We start from the raw sequence: 16,559 nt of genomic DNA, 5'->3' as shown, positions 1-16,559 counted from the left end.
CCGAGCGGGGACCGGGCCGTCAGTCCCGGTCCTCGTGGGGCATCACCAGGGTCACCTTGCCCTTGGGGTCCGCCGTCAGATAGCCGACCTCGCTGTAGTCGTTGGAGAGGTAGGCGGACATGTGCTGCGGGTCCCCGAAGGTCGGGTCGTCGCCCTCGACGAGCAGGTAGCGGGAGGTGGCGTCCGTGACGTTCAGCTCCTTCTCGGCCCGCGTGAACAGCGCCGGGACGGCGTCCCAGTCGAAGTCGTCCACGTCGAAGGCGCTCTCCATCGAGGTGACCGACCCGCTGATGATGCCCTTCTCCGCGCCCTGGCCGGGGCGGTAGGTCCAGCTGTCGTAGCGGGTCTTGCTGTCGCCGACCATGACGTTGGCGGAGACGTGCTCCGGGTAGACGGCCAGCCGGCTCATCCGGTCCGTGCCCGCGGCCTCCTTCAGTGCGTCCACGGCGGTGCGGATGCCGTCCGGGGTGAGCAGGTCGGTCGTCTCCTCGGGCTGCTCCTCCGCGTCGACCGGGTCGGCGCCGGGGGTGGCGGAGGTGCCGGGGGAGCCCGTGGCCACGATGCCCCGGCCCTTGGCGCCGCCGGGGTCCTCGTCACCGCCGTCCGGGAGGAACGCCCAGACCAGGGTGCCGGTGAGGGCGACGGACACGGCCGCGGCACCGACCGCGACACCCCGCCTGCGCCGGACGCCGCGGCGCGCGCCGTCCGCCCCGGCCGGGAGGACGGGCGCCGTGGCCGGCGGCCCGTACCCGCCCGCCGGGGCTCCGTAGCCGCCCGCCGTGGGCGGGGTCGGGGCACCGAACACACCGCCGGGGGGCGGGGCGGGGGTGCCGTACCCGCCCCCGGCGGGCGGGGTGGGCGGGGTCAGGTGGTAGGAGGTGGCGGGTCCCCCGGCGGGTGCCGCGGGGCCCGGATCGTCCTCCTCCGCCCGGCGCAGGAGCTCGTCCACGGCGGCGGCGTCGGGCCGCACGGAGGCGTCCTTGACCAGGATCGCACCGAGCGCCGGAGCCAGCGGGCCCGCCTGGCGCGGCGGGGGCAGCTCCTCGCTGAGCACGGCGGCCAGCGTGGCCAGGGTGGAGCCCTTGCGCAGCGGGTGGTGCCCCTCCACCGCGACGTACAGCATCATCGCGAGCGACCAGATGTCGGACTCGGGTCCGCCGTCGCCCCCGGAGATGCGCTCGGGCGCCATGAAGTCGGGCGTGCCGATGACGGAGCCGGTGGCGGTCAGGGCCGTGGACTCGCGGATGGCGGCGATGCCGAAGTCGGTGAGCACGGGCCGTCCGTCGGGCCGCAGCAGCACGTTGGCGGGCTTGACGTCCCGGTGCTGGATCCCCGCGGCGTGCGCGGCGCGCAGCGCGGAGAGGACCTCGCGGCCCAGCCGGGCGGCCTCCCTCGGCTCCATCGGGCCGCGGGCGAGGAGGTCGGCCAGCGAGCCTCCCGTCACCAGCTCCATGACGATCCAGGGGTAGGCGTGCTCGTCGCCGTCGACCACGTGGTGGATGGTCACCACGTTGGGGTGGTCGACGCGCGCGAGCGCCCGCGCCTCGCGCAGCACACGGGCGCGGAGCATGGCCGCGGCCTCGGGGTCGTACTCGGCCAGCCCCGGATCGGGCGGCCGCACCTCCTTGAGGGCGACGGCCCGGTCCAGCACCAGATCGCGTGCGCGCCACACCATGCCCATGCCGCCGCCCCCGAGCCGTGCCTGAAGCTCGAAGCGGCCGTCGATCACCCGTCTGCCGGGCTCCCCGTCGTTCATGCCCGGGATGCTACGAGACCGGGACGACAGCCGGAACACGCCCCCGGTTACCCGCCGGTCGGACAAGCGGGGGCGCGCGACCGGGTCCGGGGCGGCCGCCGTCCGGCCGCCCGGGACCCGGCATTCAGCGCCCGGGGCTCAGGGCTCAGGGCTCAGGGCCACCGCAGGGTGGGGGCGCGGGCGGGTCCCCGGCAGTCCGGCACCCGCTGCCCCGCCTCGGGGAGCGGCACGTCGTCCAGCGCGAAGCACAACTGCGCGTGCAGCACCTCCGCTTCGTCGGGCGTGAGCCGCAGGGGCAGGTCCGTGGCGAAGGCCCCGGCCCGGGTGAGCCAGAGGTCGACCACCAGTCCTCCGTCCCTGTCCCGCCGCACGGGCTTGCCGGGCACCCGGCTGATCCGCATCCTGTCGGCGTCGCTCATGCCGCCGCTCCCCTCACGGGCAGGCCGGCCTCGTGCCCGTGGAGGAACCACGGCCCCAGGTGGTTCCCGGCCGCCGCCACCTGCGTATCCGCCCGCCGCTCCTGCCGCTCGTGGGCGACGAGGTAGGGGCGCACCAGGCGGCCGGGGTGGTCGAGCGGGACCGCGTCACGAAGGGCCCGGAGGGAACGGGGGCGGTGCGGGGAGGCCGCACGGAGGGCGGGGACGGGTGAGGGCGGGGGCGTCGGCGCCTGGCGCCGGGGCAGGGGGGTGCGTTGCCAAGCGGCTGCGCGCCGGAAGGCACGCCGGATACGCTGGAGCATGCTGACGTCTCCTCGGTGAGGGAAGGGCGTTGGCCTCGCCCCGGGGTGCCGCTAACACCGCCGGGGCTTTCCTGTGCGCGGCAAGACACGGACCAGCACTGCCGGTTGCCGCTCACGCACTCAGCGTATCGAGCACATCGCAACCGGAACAACATGTTGCGCCGTGCTGGCATATGCCGATCACGCCAGGTCGTCGAACTCCCCCGCCTTGGCACCCGCGAGGAACGCCCGCAGTTTGGCGGGGGTGGTCTCCACCACGACGTCCGGCCTGTCGCTCTCACGGAGCAGGACGACACCGTCCCGCGTCGCGACTTCGATGCAGTTTCCGGTGTCCGTGGAGAATGACGACTTGCGCCACGGAGTGTCCACCGACGTCACGCCCTCATACCGCCTTCGCCACCGTGCCGATGAAGTCCAGGGATTCACGCGGGCCCAGCGCGCACTGCTCCATACGGTCCAGCACCTCACGGTAGTTCTCCAGGGAACCGGGCGCGTGCAGGAACGTCACACCCGTCGGTACATCCAACTGCACCGTGTCCAGGTCGGCGACCGGGCCGTGCGCGTAGAAGGCGGCGGCACCGGGATTGGGGAAACCGCCCGCCGCGAAGGGGACGACCCGGATCGCCACGTTGGGACGCTCCGCCTGCTCCGACAGGTGGCGGAACTGCGCGAGCACCACGGCTCTGCCGCCGAACCGCATGCGCAGGGCGGCCTCGTGGATCAGGAAGGTGCACCGAGGCTTGGAGTGCCGCTCCAGGACCGCCGCCCGCGCCTGCCGGAACTCGACGAGCCGCTCACGCGTCTCCTCGGACAGGGCGGGCACCGCCATGTCGTAGACGGCTCTGGTGTAGTCGGGGTGCTGAAGGAGCCCGGGCATGTGCATCATCAGGGCCAGCCTGAACGCGACGGCGTGGTGCTCCAGTTCCGCGATGTCGAGCAGCGAGGACGGAAGCACGTCCCGGTAGTCGTCCCACCACTGCCCGCCGACCCGCTCCCTCGCCATGGCCACCAGGCCGTCGACGTAACGCGGTTCCGGGCACGCGTAGTTGGCGGCCCAGTGGCGCACCCGGTCGGGGCTGACGCCCGAACGGGCGGACTCCGTGTTGCTGACGGTCGTACGGTCGGTGCCGTGCAGGACCGCGGCCTCGTTGACGGACAACCCCGCCCGCTCCCGCATCCGCCGCAGTTCCGTGCCCAGCCGCCGCCTGCGCTCCGTCGGCGGCTTCCTCGCGCTCACTCCCGACCGCCCCCTTCCCGCCGGGACAGCCTAGCCGCGCACGCACACGCACCCATGGCGAAGGCCGGCTCCGGGGACCGTCGTCCCCGGAGCCGGCCTTCGCACCGGTCGAGCGGCCGGGGTCCTACAGGAAGGAGTTGATCTCGATCGTCTCGGTGCGGCCGGGGCCCACACCGATCGCGGAGATCGGGGCTCCCGACATCTCCTCCAGCGCCTTCACGTACGCCTGCGCGTTCTTCGGCAGGTCGGAGAAGGTCTTGGCCTTGGTGATGTCCTCGGACCAGCCCGGCAGGGTCTCGTAGATCGGCTTCGCGTGGTGGAAGTCGGTCTGCGAGTAGGGCAGCTCCTCGACGCGCTTGCCGTCGATCTCGTAGGCGACGCAGACCGGGATCTGCTCCCAGCCGGTGAGCACGTCCAGCTTGGTGAGGAAGAAGTCCGTCAGGCCGTTGACCCGGGTCGCGTAGCGGGCGATGACCGCGTCGAACCAGCCGCAGCGGCGGTCGCGGCCGGTGGTCACACCGCGCTCGCCGCCGATGCGGCGCAGCGCCTCGCCGTCCTCGTCGAAGAGCTCGGTCGGGAAGGGACCGGCGCCGACGCGGGTGGTGTACGCCTTGAGGATGCCGATGACCCGGCTGATCTTCGTCGGGCCGACGCCCGCACCGGTGCAGGCGCCGCCCGCGGTCGGGTTGGACGAGGTGACGAAGGGGTACGTGCCGTGGTCGACGTCGAGCAGCGTGCCCTGGCCGCCCTCGAAGAGGACGACCTTGCCCTCGTCCACGGCGTTGTTCAGGATCAGCGTGGTGTCGGCGACGTAGGGCCTGATCTGCTCCGCGTACTGGAGCATCTCCTCGACGATCCGGTCGGCTTCGATGGCGCGCCGGTTGAAGACCTTGGTCAGCAGCTGGTTCTTGGTGTCGAGGGCCGCCTCGACCTTCTGCTGGAGGATCGACTCGTCGTAGAGGTCCTGGACGCGGATGCCGGTGCGGTTGATCTTGTCCGCGTACGTCGGGCCGATGCCGCGTCCGGTGGTGCCGATCTTGCGCTTCCCAAGGAACCGTTCCGTCACCTTGTCCACGGTGACGTTGTACGGCGTGATCAGGTGGGCGTTGCCGCTGACCAGCAGCTTGGACGTGTCGACACCGCGGTCGTTCAGCCCGCTCAGCTCGGAGAGCAGGACGGCCGGGTCCACCACGACACCGTTGCCGATGACCGGCGTGCAACCGGGCGAGAGGATTCCGGAAGGGAGGAGGTGCAGCGCATACTTCTGGTCACCGACGACGACCGTGTGGCCTGCGTTGTTACCACCCTGGTAGCGCACCACATAGTCGACGGATCCACCGAGCAGGTCGGTGGCCTTTCCCTTGCCCTCGTCACCCCACTGAGCACCGAGCAGCACAAGTGCGGGCACAGGCGTACACCCCTTCCGGGCGGGGCAAGACCAAGGTCAGGGGGCCTGAGCCGTGCCTGAGTCTTCGGACCGGTTGCCCCGGAATAGACGAAGCCCCTGGCGCAATAGCGCAAGGGGCTCTTGCACAAAGATGCTACCCGAGGAAGGACCGAGGTGTCGGCTCACGACCAGCTGCTGGTGGTCATCGACCCGGTCGCCCGCCGAATCGACGGCGAGTCCGTACGGATCGCGAAGGATGTCCTGTGCGGTGGCTCCGAGGCGAAAATCTGCCTTCCGGAGAGCCCGGAGGAGTTCGCCCGCGCCCTGGCCCGGCGGGGCTCCCGGCGGCCGGTGGTGGTCGGCGACGACCGGGCGCTGCTGCGCGCCGTCTCCCTCCTCCACCGCGACCGCTGGCTGGGCGACGGGGCCCTGGCCGTCGTCCCCGTCGGCCCCTCGGTGCACCTCGCGCACTCCCTGGGCGTGCCCGCCGGGGCGGTGGGTGCGGCGCGCACGGTCCTGGACGGCGCGGTGCGGCGGCTGGACCTGCTCGTGGACGAATCGGACGGCGTGGTCCTCGGCGGGCTGACGATCCCCGCCCTCGGCCCGGCGCCGCGGCCCGGGAGCCCGGTGCTGCGGGCGGCCCGCTCCCTGGTGCTCACGCTCACCCGCCCGGCACCGCCCCCGGCGGCACCCCGCCCCCAGCGGCTGCGCGTCGAGGCCGACGGGGTGCTCCTCGCCGATCTGGACCAGCCGGTGGAGGCCGTGAGCGTCCAGGCGGGCGCCGCGGGCCGGGCGCGGGTCGTGGTGCGGCGTCCCGCGCTGCCCGAGCCGGTCCGCGCCGAGGCCCTCACCGTCACCGTCTCGGGGCCGGACTTCCGCTACCGGGCCGACGCCCATGTCACCGGCCCCGTCCGCACCCGCACCTGGACGCTCCGGCCGGGCGCCTGGGGGCTGACGCTGCCCCCGGTCTGACCTGCACGGGGCTGCCCGGCGGGGGCACGGGGCCGTGTCCTAGGGTTCCGCGGTGAGAGCACAGGGACAGGGGTGGGGCATGGGCGAGCGCGAGCCGTTCGACACGGGCGAGGGCGGGACACCGGCGGACCACACCGCGGCGGAACCGTCCGCACCCGCCCCGGACGCCCCGCCTGCGTCCGCCGCCCGTGGTGCGGCGGTCGCCCCGGGTGCCGCGTCCGCGCCGGGCTCCCCGCCCCTCCCCCGCGCCGCCGACGATCCGCGCACCGCCGCCGCACTGCACGCCTACCGCCGACGGGCCCGGCACCTGCTGCTCGCCGGGCCGGGCCTGGGGGCGCTCGGGGTGGCCCTGGCCATGGCGGGCGGAATCGCGGAGCGGGTGGTCTTCCTCGCCTTCGTCCTGTGTGTGACGTCGACCGGCATCGGGATCGGCTCCCTCCTGGTGGGGCGCCGAATGGCCGCCGCCCTCGCCGCCGGCCCGTGGCAGGTCCGCGAAGCGCGTTCGGCGCCCAGCGGACTGCACGCGGCCGCGGCGATCCTGCGCGACCCCGCGACCGGGGGGTTGCTGCCGCTGCGGGTGGTCGCCATCCGGCAGCGCTACCACCTGGCCGACCCCGGCCCGGCGGGCGTCCTGCGGTGGTGCGGCGACCCGCTGCGCGGTGGGGTGCTCGCGCCGCCCGGCCATGACGCGCTGATCTGGGCGAAGCCCGTGCGCGGGGAGCGGCAGCGGCGCAGCCTGGTACGCATGGCGGAGAGCCAGGGGCTGTCCGCCATGCCCGCTTCCGGGCCTGCCTCCGGCGTGCCCGACGGACCCGGCTCCGGGGACGGCGCCCCCGAGTCCGGCGGGGACCTGCCGGGGCGCCCGAGGGCCCGGCGCCGGGGGCTGTTCCGCTGGGTCCTGCTGGCCGGCGCCGTGTGCACGGGGCTCGCCCTCGCCTGGTCGGGGACTCCGGACGACCCGCAGGTCGAGCTGACCGTGGTGCAGGAGCAGCCGGACGGCCGCTGCCGGGTGGCCTGGACGGACCCCTTCGACGGCACGGCCCGTACCGGGGGCTTCTCCTGCGACGCCGACCGGGACCCGCTGCTCGCCGACTGGGACGTCGGCTACGCGGTGTCGAGCGGCCCCTGGAAGGGCGAGCTGTACGCGCCGGGGGCCGACAGGCCCGGCGCCGCCGCCACCGACGCGACGGGGATGACCGGGCTCGCCCTGCTGCTGCTGGGCGTGGCCGGGGGCGTGGCGCGCCGCGTCGTCGCCCGCGTGCGGGCGCCGCGCCCCGGCGCGGACCGGGACGCGGGCGGGGCCGGGCCAGCCCCGGTCGGGCGCGCGGAGCCCTCGGAGGGCCCGGCGCCGGGCACCGGGTACGCGGCCTTCGCGGCCGAGGCCCGGCGCCAGGCCCCGAGCCCGCCGGCGGAGGGCCGGGGCCGGGCGGAGGCCGACGTGCGCCGGGTGGCCTGGTGGCGGGTGCGGACGCTGCGGAGCCTGTCGCAGCTGCCCCAGGTGCTCCTGGGCGCGGGGCTCGCCTGCGGGGCCTCGGTGGTGCTGGGCACCTCCGCCGAGGTCTCGCCGATGGCCGTCCTGGTGGCCGCCTCCGGGGCGCTCTACGCGCTGTACTCGGGGTACCGGGCCCTCACCTGGGGCGTGCCCGCCGCCCGGCGGCTCGCGCTCACGGCGCGTTCCGGCGTCCCCGGGGAGCGGCGGTACGCGCTGGTGCACTCCCCCGGCCAGGGCGCACCGGTACTGGTCCTCTTCCCTGCCCGGCCGCCCGCCGGGACCGGCGATCCGGCGGACGGTGCGGGCGACCCGCCCGAGGCCGTGCTCGCCCTGCTCTTCCCCGTCTCCGGCACGCCCGCACAGGGCAGACCGCCGGTGGAGCCGGTCGGGACACTGGAGCTGAGGCTCCGGCAGGACGGCGGCGTGCGGACGGCCGTGGCGTGGATCGAGGGCCGCGCCTACTGGCCCGCGCACCCCTACGAGGAGCTGCGCCACGGGGACCCGGAGGCCCGGGAACTACTGACCGGACTGCTCGCGGGGGCGCGGATCAGCGCGGGGCACTAGCGGCGGAGTCCACTCCGGAGCCGGCTCCGGAGTCGGCTCCGGACTCCGCCCCGCCCCGGGACGCGTCGCCGCCCCGGGCCTTGTGCTCGCGCCAGCGCACCAGCATGGCGCGCAGCTCGTGCCGGACGAACTCGAAGAACTCGGCGGTCTCGGCCGCGCGGGCCCCCGCCGCGGAGTCCGGCCCCAGGGTCTCGGCGCCGTCGCTCAGGATCTTCCTCCAGCGGACGAGAACCTCGTCGCGGTGGGCGATCGCCTCGTACCAGAGCTCGTTGTGCAGGACGTAGCGGTCGCGGCGGGAGCCGGGCTCGCGCTCGCGTCCGACCATGTTGACCTGGGACAGGTAGCGGACGGCTCCGGACACGGCGGCGGGGCTGATCCTCAGCTGCCCGGCGAGTTCCGCGGAGGTCATCGAGGCCGTCTCCGAGGCGAAGAGGGCGGCGAACACCCGCGCGGCCATGCGCTGCATCCCGGCCTCGGTCAGCTCCGAGGCGAAGCGCTCCACGAAGCGCGACAGGGCCTCGTCGGCTTCCGCGTCCCCGTTGCCGTTCATCGGCTCATCGTCTCCTTCGTCCGGCCGTTCGGGCCCGAGTCTATACGCGTTTCATACGCTTCCTTAACTTCACAAAGTTGTGAAGTGAGCGTACGTTCAGAGCCATGACGAAGGCAATCACGGTCTCCGGGCTGCACAAGTCGTTCGGGCGGACCCACGCCCTGGACGGCCTGGACCTCGATGTCGCACCCGGCGAGGTCCACGGGTTCCTCGGCCCCAACGGGTCGGGCAAATCGACCACCATCCGGGTCCTCCTGGGCCTGCTGCGCGCCGACGCGGGCAGCGTCCGGGTCCTCGGCGGCGACCCCTGGCACGACGCGGTGGAGCTGCACCGCCGGATCGCCTACGTACCCGGCGACGTCACGCTGTGGCGCAACCTGTCCGGCGGGGAGGTCATCGACCTCTTCGGGCGGCTGCGGGGCGGACTCGACCCGGCCCGCCGGGCCGAGCTGGTCGAGCGCTTCGAGCTCGACCCCACCAAGAAGGGCCGCAGCTACTCCAAGGGCAACCGCCAGAAGGTCGCCCTGGTGGCCGCCTTCGCCTCGGACGCCGACCTGCTGATCCTCGACGAGCCCACCTCCGGCCTGGACCCGCTGATGGAAGGCGTCTTCCGCAGCTGCGTGGCCGGGGAGCGCGAACGGGGCCGGACCGTGCTGCTCTCCTCGCACATCCTGAGCGAGGTGGAGAGCCTCTGCGACCGCGTCAGCATCATCCGCCAGGGCCGGACGGTGGAGACGGGGACCCTCGCGGAGCTGCGCCACCTCACCCGCACCAGCGTCACGGCCGAACTCGCCGCCCCACCGAACGGGCTGGCGCAGCTCCCCGGAGTGCACGACCTCCGGGTGCAGGGCCACCGGGTGAGCCTCCAGGTCGACACCGACAAGATCGACGCCGTCCTGCGCTCCCTCACCGGCTCCGGCGTCCGCTCCCTGACCAGCACCCCGCCCACCCTGGAAGAGCTGTTCCTGCGCCACTACGCCCCGGCCGGCGCGGACGAGGGGGCATCCCGATGACCCCCGCCGCCTCCGTGACCGCGGCCCCCTCCGCCGCGCCCCCGAGGGGCCACCGCCCGTACGCCGGGACCGGCACACTGGTCCGGCTCGCACTGCGGCGCGACCGGGTGATGCTGCCCGTCTGGATGCTGGTCGTCGGCGCCATGGTCACCGGCGGGACCGGTGCACTGGAGGGCCTCTACCCCACGGCGGCCGAACGGGCCGACATCGCCGCCGCGATGAACGCCAACAGCTCGATGCGCTCCCTGGTCGGACCCGTCTTCGGGGACACCGTCGGCGCGCTGGCCGCCTGGCGCTTCGGTGTCTTCGCCGCGGTCCTGGCCGCCTCGATGAGCCTGGTCGTGGTGGTGCGGCACACCCGCGAGGAGGAGGAGACGGGGCGTCAGGAGATGCTCTCCTCCGGCATGCTGGGGCGCCGCGCACCGCTCACGGCCGCGCTCGCGACCGCCCTGCTCGGCAACGCGCTGCTCGGGCTGGTCGTCACGGCGGCCCTCGCCGGCCAGGGCCTCGCCGGGGCGCTCGCCCTCGGCGGGGCCGTCGCCGGGGCGGGTGCGGTCTTCGCCGCCCTGGCCGCCGTCGCCGCCCAGGTCACCGAGAGCGCCCGCCTCGCCAAGGGCGCCACGGCCGGTGCGCTCGGCGCGGCCTTCGTACTGCGGGCCGCGGGCGACGCGGGGGAGGCCGGCGGGGGTGCCGCGGCCACCTGGCTCTCACCGCTGGGCTGGACGGAGAACGTGCGCGCCTTCGGCACCGGGGGAGAGCGCTGGTGGGTGCTGGCGGTCTTCGCCGCCGTCACGGCGCTCCTGGTGGCCGCCGCCTACACGCTGACCGCCCGGCGGGACGTCGGCATGAGCTTCCTGGCCTCCCGCCCCGGCCCCGCGAACGGGCGGATCGGGGGCGCGGGCGGACTCGCCTGGCGCCTCCAGCGCGGGTCGCTGCTGGGCTGGTCGGTCGGCTTCCTCGCGGCGGGCGTCGTCTTCGGCGGCATGGTGGACGGGGCCGCGGAGCTCGTCGGCGACAACGAGCAGGCCCGCGCGATCTTCGAGCGGATGGGCGGCCAGGCCCGGCTGACCGAGGCCTTCCTCTCCGCCATGTGCGGCCTGTTCGGGCTGGTGGCCGGGTTGTACGTGACGGGCTCGGTGCTGCGGCTGCACGGCGAGGAGTCCTCCCAGCGGGCCGAGCCGATGCTCGCCGCCGCACTCGGCCGGATGCGCTGGGCGGCCGGTCACCTGGTGATCGCCTTCGGCGGCTCCGCGCTGATCCTGCTCCTGGCAGCGGGCGGGCTCTGGCTCGGGCACGGGAAGGACGGCGGGGCCGTCCTGGGGGCCTGCCTGGTGCAGCTCCCCGCCGTCCTCGCGGTCGGCGGCCTCGCCGTGCTGCTCTACGGGGTGTCGCCCCAGGCGGCCTCCGCCGCCTGGGGGGTCGCCGGGCTGGTCCTGGCCCTGGGGTGGATCGGCCCGGCGCTCGACCTGCCGCAGCCGGTGCTGGACCTCTCCCCGTTCGCCCACCTGCCGAGGCTGCCCGGCACGCCGATGGACTGGACGCCCGTGTGGGTGCTGACCGTGCTGGCGGCGGCGCTCACGGCGGCCGGACTGGTACGGCTGCGCAGGCGGGACCTGGCGGGATGAGCCGTCCCGGGCCGGGGCGGCCCGGGACACGGGCGAGCGCCTGCGAACCGCGGCCAGCAGGCGCTCGCCCCCGGCTTTCCCCGGCACACCCCGGGGGAACGGGCCGGGGCCGTTCCCCGCGGCCTCCGGCGGCACGGCGGGGGTGAGCCGCCCCGGCGCCCGCTCGCCCGTCGGCCGCGCGGGCGCGTCCGCCGTCGCCGGGACGCGGCGACGCCCCGTACCGGCTCCCTCAGATCCGCCCGCGCCCCGCCCCTTCGGCGGCGTCCGCCCTGGACAGGAACTCCTCCAGGACCCGCCGGTAGCGGTCCGGCTCCTCGACCGAGGGCAGATGGGCGCTCTCCTCGAAGACCACCCACTCGGCGCCGCGGATGCGCTCGGCGATCCGGCCGACCATGGCAGGAGTCGTCGCGTCGTGGCGTCCCGAGGTGACGAGCACCGGCAGGTCCAGCTCACCGAGGCGGGAGGTGACGTCCCAGTCCCTGAGGTTGCCGGTGATGTTCCACTCGGCGCCCCACATGGCCTCGTACAGGACCTCGTTCCACTGCGTGAAGGAGCGCACGACGTGCTCGGGCCAGGGCTCCAGCCGGCAGAGCCAGCGCCGGTAGAACTCCAGGGTGGCCTCCTGGTACTCGGGGTCCCCGGTGGTGCCGTCCGCCTCGTGCCGGTCGATGACCTCCTGCACCTCGGCGGGAAGCGACTCCTTGAGCCGCCGCGCCTCGGCCTGGTAGTCGGGTGCGCTCGCCAGCGGACCGGCGAGGACGAGACCGGCCAGTCCGGGAGGCTGCCCGAGCGCGTAGGCGAGCGCCACCTGGCTGCCCCAGGAGTGACCGAGCACGTGCACCCGGTCGAGCCCGAGCGCCTCCCGCACCGCGGTGACCTCGTCGACGAAGGTCCCCATGACCCAGAGCGCCGGGTCGTCCGGGTGGTCGGACCGGCCGCTGCCGAGCTGGTCGTAGAAGACGACCGGGCGGCCGTGCTCGTCCGCCAGCCCGGCGAGGTCCTGAAGGTAGTCGTGCGGGCAGCCCGGACCGCCGTTGATCACGAGCAGCGGGATCCTCCCGCCGGAGCCGGGCAGGCCCACGCATCGGTACCAGGTCCGGTGCCCACGGAAGCGAACGGTTCCCTCGGTCACGGCCACGACATGCCTCCCAGGTGACGGCTGCGCGTTCCATCGTGGCGATGTCCGGGCCGGCGCGCTCCCCGGCATGCCGGTCCTTCCCGGTGAAGAAGTGGCGTGCGGCCCCGGGACCGCACCCGAGGCGGCGCATCCGCCCGGACCGGGGAGGCTGCCCGCGCGGTCCCCGGGGCGGCTTCCCGACGGTCCGGCGCCGGTCACCGGCCGCCGGACCGGGCCCACGCCTCCAGGGGGAAGAGCGGCGGAACACCGGCTCCGCCACCCGGCCGGGAACCCCGCCCCGGCCGTCCCGCGTCCTCAGTGGCATGGACACCTCCGCACGCACCGGTCCCGACGCCCCCGCACGCACAGGCTGCGCCGGCCTGCTCCTCGCCCTCGCGGGCAGTGCGGTCGCGCTGCTCGCCTGGGCGCCGATGGCCCGGGTGAACGTCGAGGGCGGTTTCGAGAGCGAGCACCGGGACCTGAGCGTGCTCTACCTGGACCTGCCCCTGATCGCGCTCGGGGGCGCCCTGGTCCCGCTCGCCGTCTGGCTGCTGGTGCTGCGCGTCGGACGCCGCCCGCTGCTCGCCGCCGTCGCGGCCACCGGGGCGCTGGCGCTGGGTGTGTGGGGGCTGACCAGCTGGTGGGAGCCCTACCAGCGACCGGAGTTCGCCACCGTCGAGAGCGGCGGCTGACCGCACCCGTACGCCCCGCCCCCCGCCCGGCCCGCGGCCCTCAGAACTCCACCCGCAGCTCCCGCAGCCCCCGGATCACGAATCCCGGCTTCCACTCCGGCTCCGCCACCAGGCGCAGGGCAGGGGCCCGGTGCAGCAGCTCGCCGAAGGAGGCCGCCAGTTCCAGCCGCGCCAGGGGCGCGCCCAGGCAGTAGTGGACCCCGGCGCCGAAGCTGATGTGCGGGTTGTCCGCGCGCGCCAGGTCCAGTTCGTCGGGGCGCTCGAAGCGCGCCCCGTCGCGGTTGGCGGAGCCGAAGAGCAGGGCCAGCTCCGACCCGCGCGGGATCACCGTCCCGTCGATCTCGATGTCGTCGAGCACCCACCGCTCGAACAGCTGGAGCGGGGTGTCGTAGCGCATCAGCTCCTCCAGGGCCGCGGGCAGCAGCGCGGGGTCCGCCCGCAGGGCCTCCTGCGCCCCGGGGTGCCGCAGCAGCGTCCACCAGCCGTTCGCCGTGGTGTTGACGGTCGCCTCGTGGCCCGCGTTCAGCAGCAGCACGCAGGTGGAGACCATCTCCTGGGCGCTGAGCCGGTCGCCCTCGTCGTGGGCGGCGATCAGGGCGCTGATCAGGTCCTCGCCGGGGTCCGCGCGGCGGTGCGCGATCAGCTCCCGGAGGTAGTCGCCGAACTCCACCGAGGCCCGCACGGCTCGGGCGGCGGTCTCCTCGGAGGGGTTCAGCTCGTACATCCCGCAGATGTCGGCGGACCAGGGGCGCAGCAGGCCACGGTCGGCGGCGGGGATGCCGAGCATCTCCGCGATCACGGCGACCGGCAGCGGCTCGGCGAGCTCCGCCACCAGGTCGCCCCCGCCCTCGCGCCGCAGGTCCGCGACGAGCCCGGCGGCCAGCCGCCGCACGACGGGCTCCAGCCGCTGCACGGTCCGCGGGGTGAACGCCTTGGTCACCAGGCGGCGGATCCGGGTGTGGTCCGGGGCCTCCAGGTCGAGCAGCCCGTGGTCGTTGAGGGTGTGGAAGGGCTCGTGGGCGGGCGGCGGCGCCGGGCGCCCGAACTCCTCGTGGGTGAAGCGGTGCAGGTAGGTGCGGCCGAGGCGCCGGTCGCGCAGCAGCGCCGAGACGTCCGCGTGGTGCGGGACCAGGTACTGCCGCGTCGGTGCGTACCAGTGGACCCGGCCGAGCGCCCGGAGCTCCGCGAAGGCGGGGTAGGGGTCGGCGGCGAAGTCCGCCTCCGCCGGGCGGAACAGCCGCGCGACGGGGTCGGGGCCTGCGGGGTGCTCGGCCGGGGCGTGGGGCGGGGGGCCGGGGGTGTGGGCACGGGCGTTCATGACGGGACGCTAGCGCCGCCGGTGCCGTGACCGGAAGGGCCGGCACCGGCTCGGGGGCGTGCGGGGAAGCACCCGGCCGCTCCCCCCGCACGCCCTCAGGACGGGGTGACCAGCCTCGCCTCGTAGGCGAAGACGGCCGCCTGGGTCCGGTCGCGCAGCCCCAGCTTCACCAGCACCCGGCTCACATGGGTCTTGATCGTGGACTCGGCCACCACGAGGTGCGCGGCGATCTCGGCGTTGGACAGGCCCTGGGCGATCAGCACCAGGACCTCCGTCTCCCGTTCCGTCAGGTCGCCGACCTGCGTCAGCGCCGCCGGCCGGGGCACCTCCGCGAGCCGGGAGAACTCGGTGATCAGCCGCCGGGTGACCGTCGGCGCGAGCAGTGCCTCCCCCTGCGCGACCACCCGCACCCCGTCGGCGAGCTGCCGGGCGGAGGCGTCCTTGAGCAGGAAGCCCGAGGCCCCGGCCCGCAGCGCCTGGTACACGTACTCGTCCAGGTCGAAGGTGGTCAGGACCAGGACCTTCGCCCCGCCGTCCGCGGCGGTGATCCCGCGGGTGGCCTCGATGCCGTTCATCTCGGGCATCCGGATGTCCATCAGCACCACGTCCGGGGCGAGTTCGGCGACCCTGCCGATCGCCTCGCGGCCGTTGACGGCCTCGCCGACCACCTCGATGTCCGGCATGGCGTTCAGCAGGACCGAGAAGCCTTCGCGGACCATGGCCTGGTCGTCGACGATGAGCACGCGGATCGTCACGAGCCCTCCCCGGGCGTGGTCGCGGGGGCGGCGGCGACGGGGACGAAGGCGGTGACCTCGTACCCGCCCTCCTCGGTCGGTGCCGCGGTCAGTTCGCCGTTCAGCATGCCGACCCGCTCGCGCATGCCGGTGATCCCGTGCCCCGAGCCGCCGGTCATCGGCGGGCGGGCCGCGGCGGCGGTCGCGAACGCTCCCTGCGGGGCGGTGTTCACGACGCGCAGCCCGAGCCCTCCGAGCACATAGGCGATCTCGACCTTGGCCCGCGAGCCCGGGGCGTGGCGCAGGGCGTTGCTGAGCGCCTCCTGGATGATCCGGTACGCCGACAGCTCCACGCCCGGGGGCAGTTCGCGCACCGCTCCGGTGACCGTCTTCTCCGTCTCCAGTCCCGCCTCCCGGACGTTGGCGAGGAGGGCGTCGAGGTCGCGCAGCACGGGCTGCGGCGCGTCGGGGGCCTCGTAGTCCTCCGCGCGGACCACGCCGAGGATGCGGCGCAGCTCCGTCAGTGCGGCGACGGCGTTCTCGCGGATGGTCGCGAAGGCCTGCGCCAGCTCCGGCGGCGGGTTCTCGACGCGGTAAGGGGCGGCCTCGGCCTGGATGGCGACGACCGACATGTGGTGGGCCACCACATCGTGGAGTTCCCTGGCGATGGTGGTGCGCTCCTCCAGCAGGGTGCGCCGGTCCCGCTCGGCAGCGGTGACCGTCTGCTGGGCGGCGACCTCCTGCTTCGCGGTGCGGCGGACGAGGACCATGCTCACCAGGAGCAGGGAGACGGCCGAGCAGAAGGCCATGGCGGGGCCCAGGGAGGCGTAGCCGCCGGCCAGCAGGGTGCCGGCGAGGGCCGCGTACACCGCGGTGAGGACCCACATCCAGCCCGCCGTCCGGGGCCGCGTCCGCGCGGCGACCACCGTCATCACCGCGAGGTGGGACAGGAACCCGGACGGTCCCCAGGGCCAGTCGCCACCACCGGCGAGGGCCGTGACGAACGGGGTGCTCAGGATCGACACCCACCAGGCGCCGACCGGCCGGATCAGCGTCATCGCCACCGCCCCGGCCGGGACCAGGCCGACCAGCAGCATGCCGAGGCCGCCGCCCTCGTCGAGGGCGAGCATCAGGGAGACGAAGGCGAGGAACAGCACGAGGGCGTGCGGCAGCCACACGGCCGCCCGGCGTATCCGCGCGCCGGGCAGGCGCCGCACGACCGGGCCGTCGGGTGACAGGGGCGGCAGGGGCCGGTAGGCGAAGGGGTCGAGGAGCAGGTCCTGGCGGAGGCCCCCGACCAGGCCCTGGGCCATGGCGTACTCGGGGCTGCGGGTCTTCTGGGTCACGCGTCGACGGTATGCGC

Annotated in this window: 16 protein-coding genes; 5 read left to right on the top strand and 11 right to left on the bottom strand. The window is 74.9% G+C overall.

Translation table 11 applies throughout. The features are described 5' to 3' along the window. Positions 1–19 precede the first annotated feature (19 nt). From NPS70_RS04150 to NPS70_RS04125, 6 genes are all read right to left on the bottom strand, one after another. Entirely contained in the window at positions 20–1,756 is a 1,737-nt protein-coding gene (locus NPS70_RS04150) for a serine/threonine-protein kinase (protein WP_256522587.1), read from the bottom strand. A gap of 152 nt (positions 1,757–1,908) precedes the next feature. Next, positions 1,909–2,175, bottom strand: coding sequence for a hypothetical protein (locus NPS70_RS04145; protein WP_256522583.1), 267 nt, complete (start codon positions 2,173–2,175; stop codon positions 1,909–1,911). Next, positions 2,172–2,495, bottom strand: a complete 324-nt coding sequence (locus tag NPS70_RS04140; RefSeq protein WP_256522581.1) for a hypothetical protein — start codon at positions 2,493–2,495, stop codon at positions 2,172–2,174. The genes NPS70_RS04145 and NPS70_RS04140 overlap by 4 nt, the downstream gene beginning before the upstream one ends. A gap of 180 nt (positions 2,496–2,675) precedes the next feature. Next, entirely contained in the window at positions 2,676–2,864 is a 189-nt protein-coding gene (locus NPS70_RS04135) for a DUF397 domain-containing protein (protein ID WP_374211940.1), read from the bottom strand. A gap of 13 nt (positions 2,865–2,877) precedes the next feature. Beyond that, on the bottom strand, positions 2,878–3,732 hold the full coding sequence (locus NPS70_RS04130; protein WP_256522577.1) for a helix-turn-helix transcriptional regulator: 855 nt from the start codon (positions 3,730–3,732) through the stop codon (positions 2,878–2,880). 124 nt (positions 3,733–3,856) lie between these two features. Then, entirely contained in the window at positions 3,857–5,140 is a 1,284-nt protein-coding gene (locus tag NPS70_RS04125) for an adenylosuccinate synthase (protein WP_256522576.1), read from the bottom strand. Positions 5,141–5,293: 153 nt separating this feature from the next. On the opposite strand from NPS70_RS04125, the gene NPS70_RS04120 reads away from it, so the two are divergent. Together NPS70_RS04120 and NPS70_RS04115 are read left to right on the top strand one after the other, a co-directional pair. Continuing rightward, positions 5,294–6,091 carry a diacylglycerol kinase gene (locus tag NPS70_RS04120; RefSeq protein ID WP_256522575.1) on the top strand — a complete coding sequence of 266 codons (798 nt, stop codon included), beginning with the start codon at positions 5,294–5,296 and terminating at the stop codon, positions 6,089–6,091. 52 nt (positions 6,092–6,143) lie between these two features. After that, positions 6,144–8,147 carry a hypothetical protein gene (locus NPS70_RS04115; protein WP_256522574.1) on the top strand — a complete coding sequence of 668 codons (2,004 nt, stop codon included), beginning with the start codon at positions 6,144–6,146 and terminating at the stop codon, positions 8,145–8,147. On the opposite strand, the gene NPS70_RS04110 is transcribed toward NPS70_RS04115, so the two are convergent. After that, the gene (locus NPS70_RS04110) at positions 8,131–8,697 is read right to left on the bottom strand and encodes a GbsR/MarR family transcriptional regulator (RefSeq protein WP_256522573.1); all 567 of its coding nucleotides are present in this window, start codon (positions 8,695–8,697) and stop codon (positions 8,131–8,133) included. The genes NPS70_RS04115 and NPS70_RS04110 overlap by 17 nt on opposite strands. Positions 8,698–8,801: 104 nt before the next feature. Between NPS70_RS04110 and NPS70_RS04105 the strand changes: the two genes are divergently transcribed. After that, positions 8,802–9,710: an ABC transporter ATP-binding protein gene (locus tag NPS70_RS04105; RefSeq protein ID WP_256522572.1), complete on the top strand. Its 909-nt coding sequence runs from the start codon at positions 8,802–8,804 to the stop codon at positions 9,708–9,710. Continuing rightward, entirely contained in the window at positions 9,707–11,335 is a 1,629-nt protein-coding gene (locus tag NPS70_RS04100; protein WP_256522571.1) for an ABC transporter permease, read from the top strand. Before NPS70_RS04105 ends, NPS70_RS04100 begins: the two co-directional genes overlap by 4 nt. Positions 11,336–11,564: 229 nt before the next feature. Here NPS70_RS04100 and NPS70_RS04095 read toward each other — a convergent pair whose 3' ends face one another. After that, a complete protein-coding gene (locus tag NPS70_RS04095; protein ID WP_256522570.1) occupies positions 11,565–12,473 on the bottom strand; it encodes a proline iminopeptidase-family hydrolase in 909 nt (302 codons plus the stop codon). 302 nt (positions 12,474–12,775) lie between these two features. On the opposite strand from NPS70_RS04095, the gene NPS70_RS04090 reads away from it, so the two are divergent. Next, a complete protein-coding gene (locus NPS70_RS04090) occupies positions 12,776–13,144 on the top strand; it encodes a hypothetical protein (protein ID WP_256522569.1) in 369 nt (122 codons plus the stop codon). A gap of 40 nt (positions 13,145–13,184) precedes the next feature. Here the strand turns inward: NPS70_RS04090 and NPS70_RS04085 are convergent, their stop codons facing one another. From NPS70_RS04085 to NPS70_RS04075, 3 genes are all read right to left on the bottom strand, one after another. Beyond that, the gene (locus NPS70_RS04085) at positions 13,185–14,462 is read right to left on the bottom strand and encodes a cytochrome P450 (RefSeq protein WP_256522568.1); all 1,278 of its coding nucleotides are present in this window, start codon (positions 14,460–14,462) and stop codon (positions 13,185–13,187) included. 95 nt (positions 14,463–14,557) lie between these two features. Beyond that, positions 14,558–15,217: a response regulator transcription factor gene (locus NPS70_RS04080; RefSeq protein WP_256522566.1), complete on the bottom strand. Its 660-nt coding sequence runs from the start codon at positions 15,215–15,217 to the stop codon at positions 14,558–14,560. Next, positions 15,214–16,542: a sensor histidine kinase gene (locus tag NPS70_RS04075; protein ID WP_374211930.1), complete on the bottom strand. Its 1,329-nt coding sequence runs from the start codon at positions 16,540–16,542 to the stop codon at positions 15,214–15,216. The genes NPS70_RS04080 and NPS70_RS04075 overlap by 4 nt, the downstream gene beginning before the upstream one ends. Positions 16,543–16,559: the final 17 nt, after the last annotated feature.

The sequence above is a fragment of the Streptomyces sp. C10-9-1 genome, from assembly GCF_024497955.1.
Lineage (GTDB): Bacteria > Actinomycetota > Actinomycetes > Streptomycetales > Streptomycetaceae > Streptomyces > Streptomyces sanyensis.
This window is presented reverse-complemented; position numbering and strand designations above follow the sequence as displayed.

Excerpts from the sequence above, each read along its gene's own strand:
- NPS70_RS04150 (WP_256522587.1), bottom strand. The coding sequence starts at position 1,756 with ATGAACGACGGGGAGCCCGGCAGACGGGTGATCGACGGCCGCTTCGAG.
- NPS70_RS04145 (WP_256522583.1), bottom strand. The coding sequence starts at position 2,175 with ATGAGCGACGCCGACAGGATGCGGATCAGCCGGGTGCCCGGCAAGCCC.
- NPS70_RS04140 (WP_256522581.1), bottom strand. The coding sequence starts at position 2,495 with ATGCTCCAGCGTATCCGGCGTGCCTTCCGGCGCGCAGCCGCTTGGCAA.
- NPS70_RS04110 (WP_256522573.1), bottom strand. The coding sequence starts at position 8,697 with ATGAACGGCAACGGGGACGCGGAAGCCGACGAGGCCCTGTCGCGCTTC.
- NPS70_RS04105 (WP_256522572.1), top strand. The coding sequence starts at position 8,802 with ATGACGAAGGCAATCACGGTCTCCGGGCTGCACAAGTCGTTCGGGCGG.
- NPS70_RS04100 (WP_256522571.1), top strand. The coding sequence starts at position 9,707 with ATGACCCCCGCCGCCTCCGTGACCGCGGCCCCCTCCGCCGCGCCCCCG.
- NPS70_RS04090 (WP_256522569.1), top strand. The coding sequence starts at position 12,776 with ATGGACACCTCCGCACGCACCGGTCCCGACGCCCCCGCACGCACAGGC.
- NPS70_RS04085 (WP_256522568.1), bottom strand. The coding sequence starts at position 14,462 with ATGAACGCCCGTGCCCACACCCCCGGCCCCCCGCCCCACGCCCCGGCC.